The following is a 12448-nucleotide window of genomic DNA, read 5'->3' as shown; positions in this document are numbered from 1 at the left end:
CGTATGTCCCAGAAACCGGGTTCCCAGAATAGTCGCCGCCGTTTTTTGCGTGATGTTGCTCGCGCAGCGGGTGGACTGGCGGCTGTTGGTGTGGTACTGGGGCTGCAGCAACAAACCTCCCGAGCGAGTGGAGTCCATCTTCGCCCGCCGGGAGCTTTAGATGAAAGTGCCTTTGCAAGTGCTTGTGTGCGCTGTGGTCAATGTGTGCAGGCTTGTCCTTATGACATGTTGAAACTCGCGACATTGGCGTCAGGCATGGCAGCTGGAACACCGTATTTTGTTGCTCGTGAAAATCCTTGTGAAATGTGTGAAGACATTCCTTGTGCCAAAGTGTGCCCAAGTGGTGCCTTGGATAAGGATATTGCATCTATTAATGATGCACGCATGGGGTTGGCAGTATTACTCGATCAAGAAAACTGCTTAAATTTTCAAGGGTTACGATGTGATGTGTGTTATCGAGTTTGCCCTGTCATTGACGAAGCTATCACACTGGAACTTGAGCAAAACCATCGAACGGGTAAACATGCACGTTTCTTACCTACTGTGAACAGTAATTACTGCACTGGATGTGGTAAGTGTGAGCAAGCGTGTGTGCTCGAAGAGTCGGCAATCAAGGTATTACCGCGATCGCTAGCAAAAGGGGAATTAGGTCACCATTACCGTTTTGGTTGGCTGGAGGGAAGCAATGGCAAATCGTAAGCACGATGCCGGACGTGAGGCTCTGGCGAAAAAAGGATGGTGGGGAAGCCATAAATGGTTGGTGCTAAGACGCACAAGCCAACTGTTAGTATTAGCCATGTTTTTAAGTGGTCCATGGTTTGGCGTGTGGATCTTGCATGGTAATTACAGTAGCAGTTTATTGCTCGACACGATCCCGCTAACGGATCCGCTAATTACTCTTGAAAGCTTAGCAAGTGGTTACTTACCGGGAATTTCTGCATTAATCGGTGCTGGGATTGTTTTCGGGGTGTATGCCCTGTTAGGAAAACGTGTTTTCTGTAGTTGGGTATGTCCTGTTAATCCGGTGACGGATGCAGCGGCATGGTTACGCCGGAAATTCGAATTCAACCAATCCGCTACTATCCCTCGTTACATTCGCTATGTTTTGCTGGGTGTTATTTTACTGGGTTCAGCATTAACTGGAACGTTACTATGGGAATGGATTAACCCCGTTTCTTTGATGGGTCGCAGCCTGATTTTTGGTTTTGGCAGTGGCGCTTTAGTTTTAATTGCACTGTTTCTATTTGATTTATTGGTCGTGGAACACGGTTGGTGTGGTCATTTATGCCCGCTAGGCGCGCTGTATGGTGTGGCTGGCTGTAAAGGGGCTTTAGTGGTGACCGCCCACAAAAAAGAGCAGTGTAATCGCTGCATGGACTGTTTCCACGTTTGCCCTGAACCGCAAGTTTTGCGCGTTCCGGTTCTTGATAAACAAGCCCCAGCGCAGATCACAGCGAAAGACTGCACGACTTGTGGTCGCTGTATTGATGTTTGTTCTGAGGACGTTTTTAAAATAACACTAAAATGGAGTTCGGGAGCTAAATCATGAAAAACCCTGTCCTGAAAAGAACTTTAAGCCGTTGGATAGCAGGCATGGCCGTTGTCGTGAGCAGTTTTGCTTGGTCGGCTAATGGAGTCGATCTGTCTCAATCACCAGAAGTATCAGGTACACCAGAAAGCGGCATTCATATTCCTAAAGAGCAGGAAAAGATGGCGCTGAACTACGTGAACCAGCCACCTATGATCCCTCATAGTGTTGAAGGGTATCAAATTACCACTAACACTAACCGTTGTTTACAATGCCACGGTGTTGAAAACTATCGCACTACAGGTGCACCACGTATTAGCCCAACTCACTTTATGGATGCATCTGGTAAAGTGTTAGGCGAAGTGGCTCCGAATCGTTATTTCTGCTTACAGTGTCATGTTCCTCAATCTGATACTGCGCCGATTATCGATAATACCTTTACCCCATCTAAAGGCTTTGGGAAATAAGGGGCAGACATGACAAATAAAAGTGATAAACCGGGATTCATCCGCCGGATTTGGCAATGGTGGTGGCGCCCAAGCCGCTTAGCATTGGGAACGTTGTTGATTATCGGTTTCGTCGGTGGGGTTATTTTCTGGGGCGGTTTTAACACCGGAATGGAAAAAGCCAACACAGAAGAGTTCTGTATTAGCTGCCATGAAATGCGTGAGAACGTCTATGAGGAGTATATGGATACCATCCACTATACGAACCGTAGTGGTGTGAGAGCAACATGTCCTGATTGCCACGTACCGCACGAGTTTGTGCCTAAAATGGTAAGAAAAATCAAAGCCAGTAAAGAGTTATACGGTAAGATTTTTGGCGTGATTGATACACCTCAAAAATTTGAGGCTCACCGTTTAGAGATGGCACAGAACGAATGGCGACGGATGAAGGATAATAATTCCCAAGAATGTCGTAATTGCCATAACTTCGATTATATGGACTTCACCGCTCAAAAAAGCGTGGCAGCAAAAATGCATGACCAAGCTTTAAAAGACGGAAAAACATGTATTGATTGCCATAAGGGTATTGCGCATAAACTACCGGATATGCGAGAAGTCGAACCTGGCTTCTAGAAAATAGGCTAGTTGGTCATTTGGCTAACTAGCCTAAGTTGTATTTGTGATAAATCAATAAAATTACGTGGTTTTTGTGTATTGTAGCTAATATTAGAGCACAGCATTTTTGCGAGACAAATCGGGGCTATTAAACTATGTGGAAAAAGCTTCACCAATTAGCGATTCCAATGAACCTATATCGATTATGTGGGCGGCTTGCTCCATGGTTTATTGTGTTAAGTGTGATCTTTCTGGCTGTCGGCTGGGTTTGGGGCTTTGGTTTTGCACCGACCGACAAAACACAGAGTGATAGCTACCGGATCATGTATATTCACGTCCCTGCTGCAATGTGGTCAATGGGCATTTATGCCACAATGGCGATTACTGCCTTTGTGGGGCTTGTGTGGCAGATGAAAATTTCGGAGTTAGCGATTGCCGCCATGGCACCTGTTGGTGCTGTATTTACCTTTATCGCATTAGTCACGGGAGCCACATGGGGAAAACCGATGTGGGGGGCTTGGTGGGTATGGGATGCACGCTTGACGTCTGAATTGATCTTATTATTTCTCTATGTCGGGGTGATTGCCTTATGGCATGCCTTTGATGATCGCCGTACCGCGGGGAAAGCGGCGGCAATTTTAGTGTTAATTGGCGTGATTAATTTACCGATTATTCACTACTCCGTGGAATGGTGGCAAACGTTGCATCAACCTTCTACGCGTATGCAAGAAAGCATTAATCCTGCGATGCGTACACCATTGCGTTTAGCTATTTTAGGATATTTATTCCTGTTTATTTCATTAACGCTAATTCGTTTGCGTAGCCAACTGTTAATATTAGAACGAAATCGACCTTGGGTACTGGAATTGGTCATGAAGCGAGGAAACCACCATGAATAGTGCTTTTTCCTCTTGGGGAGATTTCATCGCCATGGGTGGTTATGGATTTTATGTCTGGTTAGCCGTTGCGCTAACCCTTTTGCCGTTAGTGGCGCTGTGTATCCATACCTACATTCAACGAAAAATGATTTTTAACGCAATTGTTCAGCAACAAGCGCGTGAAGCAAGACAAAAAGCCGCCAGAGCGCGCAGGGAGGGGATGTGAATATTCGTCGCCGTAACCGATTGTGGTTAGTATCATCGATTATTTTAGGTGTTGGGCTTACATTTTCATTGGTGTTATACGCTTTAAGTTCCAGTATTGACCTGTTTTATACTCCAGGCGAAGTGATTTATGGTAAACGGGAAACCCATAAGGTACCTGAAGTTGGGCAGCGTTTGCGGGTTGGTGGCATGGTGATGCCAGGCTCTGTTGTGCGTGACCCTGATTCCCTGAAAGTGACTTTTACTGTGTATGATGCAGAAGCTGAAATTGATGTGAGCTATGACGGTATCTTGCCTGACTTATTTAAGGAAGGACAAGGCGTCGTTGTTCAAGGCGAGTTAGAGCCGAATAACCATGTGATGGCGAAAGAAGTGTTAGCGAAACACGATGAAAACTATACGCCGCCAGAGGTTGAGCAAGCTATGCAAGAAAACCATAAACGTCCTGCTGCAATGTATAAGGACAATGCATCATGATCCCAGAGATTGGTAATATCCTGCTGTGTTTATCATTAGGGATCGCCGTATTACTTTCTTTTTATCCATTATGGGGGGTGTCACGTAATGATACCCGCTTAATGGCAGCATCTAGACCATTAGCATGGTTGCTATTTCTTTGTCTCGCAGGGGCATTTTTAGTTCTGGTTAATGCCTTTGTGGTGAATGACTTCTCTGTCACTTATGTGGCTAATAACTCCAACACGCAATTGCCAATTTGGTATCGAGTCGCTGCCACATGGGGTGCCCATGAAGGATCTCTGCTGCTATGGGTATTATTAATGAGCGGCTGGACATTCGCGGTGGCGCTGTGCAGTTACCGTATGCCTCTCGATATTGTGGCGCGAGTGCTGGCCATTATGGGGATGGTTAGTGTCGGTTTCTTGCTATTCATTATTTTTACCTCAAACCCATTTTCGCGGACGTTACCCGCATTCCCAATAGAAGGACGTGACTTAAATCCTCTGTTGCAAGATCCTGGGTTAATTTTCCATCCTCCGCTACTGTATATGGGATATGTCGGCTTCTCAGTGGCCTTTGCCTTTGCGATAGCAGCGTTACTCAGCGGGCGTTTAGATAGCTCTTTTACGCGTTTTGCTCGCCCTTGGACATTAGCAGCATGGTTCTTCTTAACGCTGGGTATTATGTTGGGCTCCGCATGGGCCTATTACGAATTAGGCTGGGGGGGCTGGTGGTTCTGGGATCCGGTAGAGAACGCCTCATTCATGCCATGGTTAGTCGGTACGGCTTTGATTCACTCATTGTCAGTGACAGAGCAGAGAGCCACTTTTAAAGCGTGGTCATTGTTACTGTCAATCTTTGCCTTCTCCCTCTGTTTACTCGGCACGTTCTTAGTCCGCTCAGGCGTCTTGGTCTCGGTGCATGCCTTCGCTTCCGATCCTGCTCGTGGGTTGTTTATTCTCGCCTTTATGGTGCTAGTGATTGGCGGTTCGCTATTAGTATTCGCGATACGGGGTCATAAAGTGCGTTCTAAGGTCAATAACGCATTATGGTCTCGGGAGTCCCTGCTACTGGGAAATAACGTGATTCTAACAGCAGCAATGCTGGTGGTGTTGTTAGGGACGTTACTGCCGTTGGTCCATAAGCAAATTGGCTTGGGGACGATTTCGATTGGTGAGCCGTTCTTCAACACTATGTTTATCGCGTTAATGGTGCCATTTGCCTTGTTATTAGGTATTGGACCACTAGTACGTTGGGGGCGTGACCGCCCAGCGGCTATCCGTAAATTGTTGATAATTGCATTAGTGCTTACGCTAATTCTCTCTTTCCTGCTGCCTTGGTTAATGCAAGACAGAGTGGAAGCGCTGACAGTATTGGGCTTGATGATGGCATGCTGGATTGTGATTTTGGCTTTTGCCGAAATGAAAGTGCGCATCAGTAAAAAAATCAAATTGACTTCCAGTTATTGGGGAATGGTTCTGGCACACCTTGGTTTGGCAGTGACCATCGTGGGTATCGCCTTTAGTCAAAATTACAGTATTGAACGTGATGTGAAAATGAAGCCGGACGATAGCATTGCTATTCGTGCATATACCTTCGTATTCAACGGGGTACATGAAGCGGATGGTCCAAACTACCAAGGCGTGATTGGTACCATCACCGTAAAAGAAAATGACAAAGTGCTGACGACATTACACCCAGAGAAACGTTTTTACAGCACTAGCCGTGCAGTGATGACGGAAGCGGCTATCGATGGTGGCTTTACTCGTGACCTGTATGCAGCGCTGGGGGAAGAGATTTCTCCGAATGTGTGGACATTACGCTTGTACTATAAACCATTTGTTCGTTGGATTTGGTCTGGTGGCGTGCTAATGGCAGTGGGCGCATTGTGTTGCCTGTTTGATCCGCGTTATCGTCGTCGCAAGTTACAAGGGGAATCTGTATGAATCGCAAAGTATTTTTAATTCCTTTTGTTATTTTTGCGGCGATTGCTGCCGTGCTGTTGTGGCAATTGGTGCGTAATGCAGAAGGGGATGACCCTCGTTTGCTAGAATCGGCTTTAATTGGCAAACCCGTGCCAGTGTTCCGTTTGGAGTCTTTGGAGAATCCGGGGCAAGAATATGACACAAAAGCCCTTATTCAAGGACAGCCAATTTTATTGAACGTTTGGGCGACATGGTGCCCAACGTGCCGTGCTGAGCACCAGTATTTGAACCAACTAGCATCACAGGGTATTCGTGTTGTGGGATTAAATTACAAAGATGATCGCCAAAAGGCCATTGTTTGGCTGCGTGAATTGGGTAACCCTTACGCGCTAAGTTTATTCGATGGGCAAGGTATGCTTGGGCTTGATTTGGGTGTGTACGGTGCGCCAGAGACCTTTTTAATTGATGGGCAAGGCATTATTCGTTATCGCCATGCTGGCGCGGTTGATGAGCGCGTTTGGCAAAACGAATTGAAGCCATTGTGGGACCGTTATAGCAAGGAGGCAACTCAATGAAATACGTGATTGCCTTGATGATGTGGGCATTGAGTGCTGGCGTCAGTTTCGCGTCTACGGAAGTGTTCACTTTCGAGAATGAGCAGCAAGAGCAACAATTTCGTAAATTGACGGAAGAGTTGCGTTGTCCAAAATGCCAGAACAACAGTATTGCAGACTCGAATTCAATGATAGCACTCGACTTGCGTCAGAAAGTGTATGAGCTGATGCAAGAGGGGAAAAGTCGTGATGAAATCATCGATTATATGGTGGCTCGTTATGGCTATTTTGTGACATATAACCCACCCTTAACACCGCTGACTGTGATGTTATGGGGATTACCTTTCGTTGCTATCGGGGTGGGGGGATGGCTGATTTATGCGCGCTCTAAAAAACGCGTGAGAGCCAGTCAAGTTGCTCAGTCTGATGACGATGATGCATTATTACCGGAAGCTAGCCGTGCGAGCGCTTGGGTATACCTTCCGGGTATCGTGATTGCGCTGGGTGTGGCAGGAGCCGCATATTACCAAGTCGGCAACTACAGTAAGGTTAAAGATTGGAATATCGCTTACCAGCAAGCACCAGCGCTGTTAGATAGAGCGTTAAATGCCAATGAGCTTCCCCTGAATAATGAAGAAATGGAGCGTTTGGCTCTTGGGCTGCGTACGCGTTTACAGGAAGACCCGCAAAATATTGAAGGGTGGGTGATGTTAGGGCGTATCGGGATGGTGCTAGGTAATGCCACCATGGCAACCGATGCTTATGGTCGTGCTTATCGTTTATCACCAGACGATGATGCCGTAGCGCTTGGTTATGCTGAGGTATTAACCCGTTCTTCTGATCAAAGTGATAACCAAGAAGGCAATGAATTGCTCAAAAAGCTGATTGCTAAAAACCGGACTAACGTCAAAGCGTTGAGCTTGTTTGCTTTCAATGCATTTGAGCAAGCACGTTACCCTGAAGCGATTTCCGCTTGGCAAATGATGTTAAAGCTACTGCCTGAAAATGATCAGCGCCGAGGCATTATTGAGAAAAGTATCGAGCAATCTTTAATGATGTTGCATGAGAAGAAAGATGCGCCAGAAGGAAAGTAATGAAGCACTTGGGCATTGATGATTAACGATGTTCAATGTTTGGTCAGATCGAGAAATGCCAATCAGTGATACGGGTTGGCATTTTTCTTTAGGGTGTAATACGGATATGGTTGCGATCTGTGGGGCAGCATGCTTCATGACAGGGGGGGCATTATATGTGGACGGTGGTGTGTCGGTAAGTAAATAACGAGTTGGATGACACATAGATAAAAACTAACGGATGCTTAGAGGGCAGTTCTTAACTCGGTGAAGTTAGTTTTTTCATATGAATTGAGAGCTCTGTTTCGCCTTAACAATAATGGCAAAAAATAATAACAATAGACCTCCAATTAAGATACAATCTGCGCCCATCTATTGGTTGTGAAATACCGGAAAACCGTTGCATTTACGTCACGTTATTCGACAATTTGCCGCTTATCTTGCTTTACTCGCTATTGCGATGTTATTTGTTGCACCATTGATTTCAAAATCAATGTCACAGATGAACAGTTGCACGGTGAGGCAGGGGGAAATGGCCGAGCATTCGATGCATCAGCATCATGAAATGCCGTTGTCTGAAGGTTGTGAAGACAGTGGTGCAATGAATCACATGCTGATGACGGGGGTCGGGCAATCACCTATGGAAGATATTGCTTGTGGTTATTGCCAGTTATTAGTTCACTTCCCATTTTTAGTTCTATTTGTTGCTGCGATAATTCGCCAATTAGCGACACTCACCATCTTTATTCCTTTCGAACGTTGTATCCAATTACGACTTTTTCGTCCGTGGTCATTACATTTAGCTCGTGCTCCACCTACTGCTTATTAATTTTTCATTTCTTTATTTAACGTAATTTAAAACTGCTTTTGCTTTCAATGCATAAAGTCACGTTACCGATCTTGAAATTTGAGCTTCATTTTCAGGAGGTTAAGCTATTGCCAAAAAATAGCTAATGATGACGTGTACATTGAATTAAAAGCGGCCAGAAACAGATAAAAATAGGCAAAAAATGAACTCAATGAATTATAAATTTTCACCTGTCGCAGTATTGGTGGTCACGGCTATCACTTCCACATCGACTTTTGCAAAAGAAGAAGAGAAACAATCGTCTATCAGTAATAGTTCTGTGATGATTGTGACTGCGCCTGTGGATTCACCCTTAATGATTTCAACCTCGCCAAAAACACCAAGACAGCCCGTACCTGCGAGTGATGGTTCTGACTATTTGAAAACTATCCCCGGCTTTTCTCAAATTCGTAATGGTGGCACGAATGGTGACCCTGTTTTCCGAGGTATGTTTGGCTCTCGCCTTAAAATTATGACAAATGACAGTGAAATGTTGGGTGCGTGTCCTTCTCGTATGGATGCACCTACATCCTATATTTCTCCAGAAAACTTCGATTTGCTAACCATGGTGAAAGGACCACAAACAGTTTTATGGGGACCTGGAAACTCTGCAGGTACGGTGCGCTTTGAACGTGAAAAACCTATTTTTACAGCGGCGGGGATTCAAGGTAATGCCAGTGCGTTAACCGCATCAAACCACCGTTGGGATGGCAACGCGGATATTAGCTTTGGAAATGAAAAGGGTTATGTACGTCTGATTGGCAATAAATCTCGTTCTGATGACTATAAGGATGGAAATGGGGATAAAGTGCCATCGAAATGGGATAAATGGAACGCAGATGTCGCCATGGGTTGGACTCCTGATGAGTATACGCTACTCGAACTTTCTGCAGGGAAAGGCGATGGTGAAGCACGCTATGCAGGGCGTGGAATGGATGGCTCCCAATTTAAACGCGAAAGCTTAGGGCTGCGTTTTGAAAAGAGCAACATTGGTGATGTGCTCGATAAAGTCGAAGGGAATGTCTATTACAACTACGCAGACCATATTATGGATAACTATTCATTACGTAGCCCAACAAGTGGTATGGGTTCAGGTGGTGGACACATGGGAGGTGGGCATGGCGGTCATGGAATGATGATGAACATGCCAATGAAAATGCGTGTTGATCGTGAAACCATGGGAGGCCGTGTGATGGGGACGTGGTTGTGGAGCGACTATGAACTGCGCGCTGGCGCTGACATGCAAACCAATAAGCACCGAAAAAATAACAATAATCGCTGGAAAAAAGACGCTGAATTCCAAGACTATGGTCTCTTTAGTGAAGTGACTTGGGTCGCGAGTGAGCAAGGTAAAGTGATCGGGGGTGGGCGTTTAGACCGAATGCTGGTTGATAATTATACTGGAGTGGGCTCTTCAGGTCGTAATACCGTTATGCCAGCAGGTTTTGTTCGTTATGAGCATGCCTTACCGAAGACCCCGGTGATGTTGTATGCCGGCGTGGGATATACGGAAAGATTCCCTGATTATTGGGAGCTCTTCTCACCTAAAATGGGACCCAATGGTGACAAAAATGTTTTTGATAACGTCAAAACAGAAAAAACAACTCAGCTAGATATCGGCGCTAAATACAGTGATGAGAAAGCTAATGCATGGGTCTCTGCTTATATAGGTCGTGTGGATGACTTTATTTTATTCCGTTATAGTCCAACAAACGCCAGAATGAGCCAAGTCGAGAACGTTAATGCCATGATCATGGGCGGTGAGATGGGCATGGCTTACCAATTGAGTGATGAATGGAAAGCGGACGCTAGCCTTGCATACTCATGGGGGAGAAATAGAACGGATGGGCGTGCGTTGCCTCAAATGCCACCTTTGGAAAGCCGGTTAGGTTTAACATGGGAAAAGGGGGATTGGACGACGACTGGGTTAGTTCGTATGGTTAGCCGTCAGGATCGAGTTGCAATCAATGAAGGTAACGTCGTCGGTAAAGACTTTAGTGAAAGTGCTGGGTTCACCGTCTTTTCGATGAATGCAGCGTATCGTATCAATGAAAATATGAAATTAAGCACAGGTGTCGATAATCTCTTTGATAAAACCTACAGCGAGCATTTGAACTTGGCGGGAAATAGTGGGTTTGGGTACTCATCCAATAGCCCTGTTAATGAGCCAGGTAGAACGTTTTGGGGGAAATTAAACGTGACGTTCTAATCGACTTAGTGATGCATCATTAAATTAACAACCCGTGTAAAAACGGGTTGTTAGTCAAATAGATTATGATTTTCTATACGATAACAGGAATATAGTAATTAAGTTCTTGGATGTAATCATGAGGGTAGCTAACAAAATCCTCATAAGTCGGCGCTGATTTTAACGCATAGTGTTCAATATCAGCCCCTAAACCTCGGGCGATGTCCATTTCTGCCAGCACTTTTCCATAAACAGTATAGATAATGTCATTGTAGTCAGTACCTTGAAGGCTGCCTTTAAATTTAATCTGCAAGTAATTCCCTGCGGGAACCATGAGTTTTTTAGTCAATGGCGGTATGACTTCAAGAGCATTTTCTTCAAATGCCGTGGAATAGAGAAAGCGACCTTCTTCATCAGAAGTTGTGTCAACGCCATGGATAGCATATAAATTTTGGGCTACAAGCTTATTTTTATCTAAAAAGTTTTTCCAATACTGACGTCGTAATTCCTCAGTTTTTAAATTCCATTCATTAATACCTTGAGTATAACGATGAGTCATACCAACTAAATGAATGTCTTTTAATTCAACCAATTGCACATGGGCTTCAAGTTCTTTACTTTCACGTAATGGCAGCCGAAAACCTTCGATATGCCAGCCTGTTCGTTTTCGGTACTCTGAGGGAGTTACGCCAAACTGCTTTTTAAATGCGCGGCAAAAGGTTTGTTGTGAGTCAAAGCGATAGCGAAGTGAAATATCCATGATGCTATCGTTAGTTAAACGTAGAGCTACTGCGGAGCAAGATAAACGACGGGCACGAATGTAGGCACCTAATGCGAGACCTGTTTGGGTTTTAAATAATCGTTGAAAGTGCCATTTAGTGTACCCAGATTTATCAGCAACAGTATCGAGAGAGAGTCGCGACTCTAAATTTTGTTCGATCCAGAGAATGATTTCCCTGATAACACTTTCTTGTAGCATGGTTACCTTTCCAGTCACTTTTGCAACAGGCGTTATTTTAAGCGCCAAATCTGAGCATTAAATTTAGATAAAAATCATCGTAATGGAATGTAGGATAGCATGTCTACTGACAACTTTTTTATAAGCAATGTGAAGTTAGGTAAGTTTTAATTACAGAAGAGCCCACTAAATGCAGGGAAAGTTGGCTTATTAAACTGACAGCAGACTTAAGATTATGCTGAATTTTTGATTACACATAACGCATTTTTTGTTAAATCAGCTGTTATGCAAAGAAAAGAATATTCACATACAGAGAACAAAAGTGGCTAAATCATAAATAAAATTAAACTAAATATTCAAAAGGTTACTTGATTCAGGATATGGGTAAGAAATTCAATTATTATTCATCAATATGCATTTTTTTAAGAATTTTTTGATTAATGTTGAAAGGTTAAGTAAATGATAAAAGTTTATTCTGATAGTGATAGAGGGTTTAGTCGGTTATTATTATTCTATTACTTATGGTTTAAGTAAATATGTCATTACTTGATGATTTAAATATAAGAGTACATTTAAGTGTATAAACGTAATCTGTCATTATTGGAAAAAAGTGAAGATAATCCTTGATCATTGTTTTTGTGATTTTGTAATATAAGCAATGTAATTGACTATCATTAAATGAGTAATTAAAGATGAAGCTCATTATTTGATGAGTTAAATAAGTAAATATACACAGGTATTAATCTGAATTT

Annotated in this window: 14 protein-coding genes; 13 read left to right on the top strand and 1 reads right to left on the bottom strand. The window is 44.0% G+C overall.

Annotated features, from left to right (window positions below):
• Positions 1-3: 3 nt before the first annotated feature.
• The 13 genes from napG (at position 4) to PR766_RS09675 (ending at position 10759) form a co-directional block, all read left to right on the top strand.
• On the top strand, positions 4-699 hold the full coding sequence (napG, locus tag PR766_RS09735; protein ID WP_006661116.1) for a ferredoxin-type protein NapG: 696 nt from the start codon (positions 4-6) through the stop codon (positions 697-699).
• Complete coding sequence (gene napH, locus PR766_RS09730; RefSeq protein ID WP_006660698.1) at positions 686-1549, top strand: quinol dehydrogenase ferredoxin subunit NapH; 864 nt, start codon at positions 686-688, stop codon at positions 1547-1549. The genes napG and napH overlap by 14 nt, the downstream gene beginning before the upstream one ends.
• On the top strand, positions 1546-1995 hold the full coding sequence (gene napB / locus PR766_RS09725) for a nitrate reductase cytochrome c-type subunit (protein ID WP_006661117.1): 450 nt from the start codon (positions 1546-1548) through the stop codon (positions 1993-1995). The genes napH and napB overlap by 4 nt, the downstream gene beginning before the upstream one ends.
• A gap of 9 nt (positions 1996-2004) precedes the next feature.
• Entirely contained in the window at positions 2005-2607 is a 603-nt protein-coding gene (napC, locus tag PR766_RS09720) for a cytochrome c-type protein NapC (RefSeq protein ID WP_006660700.1), read from the top strand.
• Between the two features lie 137 nt (positions 2608-2744).
• Complete coding sequence (locus PR766_RS09715) at positions 2745-3488, top strand: heme ABC transporter permease (protein ID WP_006660701.1); 744 nt, start codon at positions 2745-2747, stop codon at positions 3486-3488.
• On the top strand, positions 3481-3693 hold the full coding sequence (gene ccmD, locus PR766_RS09710) for a heme exporter protein CcmD (protein ID WP_154636226.1): 213 nt from the start codon (positions 3481-3483) through the stop codon (positions 3691-3693). The genes PR766_RS09715 and ccmD overlap by 8 nt, the downstream gene beginning before the upstream one ends.
• Positions 3690-4169 (top strand): cytochrome c maturation protein CcmE, encoded by a 480-nt coding sequence (gene ccmE / locus PR766_RS09705; protein WP_006661119.1) that lies wholly within the window; start codon positions 3690-3692, stop codon positions 4167-4169. Before ccmD ends, ccmE begins: the two co-directional genes overlap by 4 nt.
• Positions 4166-6097, top strand: a complete 1932-nt coding sequence (locus PR766_RS09700; RefSeq protein ID WP_006660705.1) for a heme lyase CcmF/NrfE family subunit — start codon at positions 4166-4168, stop codon at positions 6095-6097. Before ccmE ends, PR766_RS09700 begins: the two co-directional genes overlap by 4 nt.
• Positions 6094-6651 carry a thiol:disulfide interchange protein DsbE gene (gene dsbE / locus PR766_RS09695; protein WP_006660706.1) on the top strand — a complete coding sequence of 186 codons (558 nt, stop codon included), beginning with the start codon at positions 6094-6096 and terminating at the stop codon, positions 6649-6651. Before PR766_RS09700 ends, dsbE begins: the two co-directional genes overlap by 4 nt.
• A complete protein-coding gene (locus PR766_RS09690) occupies positions 6648-7724 on the top strand; it encodes a cytochrome c biogenesis protein CcmH (RefSeq protein WP_006660707.1) in 1077 nt (358 codons plus the stop codon). The genes dsbE and PR766_RS09690 overlap by 4 nt, the downstream gene beginning before the upstream one ends.
• 28 nt (positions 7725-7752) lie before the next feature.
• On the top strand, positions 7753-7911 hold the full coding sequence (locus PR766_RS09685) for a hypothetical protein (RefSeq protein WP_154629623.1): 159 nt from the start codon (positions 7753-7755) through the stop codon (positions 7909-7911).
• Between the two features lie 192 nt (positions 7912-8103).
• Positions 8104-8532 carry a DUF2946 domain-containing protein gene (locus tag PR766_RS09680; protein ID WP_036975188.1) on the top strand — a complete coding sequence of 143 codons (429 nt, stop codon included), beginning with the start codon at positions 8104-8106 and terminating at the stop codon, positions 8530-8532.
• Between the two features lie 181 nt (positions 8533-8713).
• Complete coding sequence (locus PR766_RS09675) at positions 8714-10759, top strand: TonB-dependent copper receptor (protein ID WP_154636227.1); 2046 nt, start codon at positions 8714-8716, stop codon at positions 10757-10759.
• A gap of 73 nt (positions 10760-10832) precedes the next feature.
• Here the strand turns inward: PR766_RS09675 and PR766_RS09670 are convergent, their stop codons facing one another.
• Complete coding sequence (locus PR766_RS09670; RefSeq protein ID WP_006661122.1) at positions 10833-11717, bottom strand: helix-turn-helix domain-containing protein; 885 nt, start codon at positions 11715-11717, stop codon at positions 10833-10835.
• Positions 11718-12448 lie beyond the last annotated feature (731 nt).

Origin of the sequence: Providencia sp. PROV208, from assembly GCF_028479465.1 — a bacterium.
Lineage (GTDB): Bacteria > Pseudomonadota > Gammaproteobacteria > Enterobacterales > Enterobacteriaceae > Providencia > Providencia alcalifaciens.
Note: the sequence above shows the minus strand (reverse complement) of the source record. Positions and strands in the feature narration are given on the sequence as shown.

Excerpts from the sequence above, each read along its gene's own strand:
- napC (WP_006660700.1), top strand. The coding sequence starts at position 2,005 with ATGACAAATAAAAGTGATAAACCGGGATTCATCCGCCGGATTTGGCAA.
- PR766_RS09685 (WP_154629623.1), top strand. The coding sequence starts at position 7,753 with ATGTTCAATGTTTGGTCAGATCGAGAAATGCCAATCAGTGATACGGGT.
- PR766_RS09670 (WP_006661122.1), bottom strand. The coding sequence starts at position 11,717 with ATGCTACAAGAAAGTGTTATCAGGGAAATCATTCTCTGGATCGAACAA.
- PR766_RS09675 (WP_154636227.1), top strand. The coding sequence starts at position 8,714 with ATGAACTCAATGAATTATAAATTTTCACCTGTCGCAGTATTGGTGGTC.
- napG (WP_006661116.1), top strand. The coding sequence starts at position 4 with ATGTCCCAGAAACCGGGTTCCCAGAATAGTCGCCGCCGTTTTTTGCGT.
- PR766_RS09690 (WP_006660707.1), top strand. The coding sequence starts at position 6,648 with ATGAAATACGTGATTGCCTTGATGATGTGGGCATTGAGTGCTGGCGTC.
- napH (WP_006660698.1), top strand. The coding sequence starts at position 686 with ATGGCAAATCGTAAGCACGATGCCGGACGTGAGGCTCTGGCGAAAAAA.
- PR766_RS09715 (WP_006660701.1), top strand. The coding sequence starts at position 2,745 with ATGTGGAAAAAGCTTCACCAATTAGCGATTCCAATGAACCTATATCGA.
- dsbE (WP_006660706.1), top strand. The coding sequence starts at position 6,094 with ATGAATCGCAAAGTATTTTTAATTCCTTTTGTTATTTTTGCGGCGATT.
- napB (WP_006661117.1), top strand. The coding sequence starts at position 1,546 with ATGAAAAACCCTGTCCTGAAAAGAACTTTAAGCCGTTGGATAGCAGGC.
- ccmD (WP_154636226.1), top strand. The coding sequence starts at position 3,481 with ATGAATAGTGCTTTTTCCTCTTGGGGAGATTTCATCGCCATGGGTGGT.
- PR766_RS09700 (WP_006660705.1), top strand. The coding sequence starts at position 4,166 with ATGATCCCAGAGATTGGTAATATCCTGCTGTGTTTATCATTAGGGATC.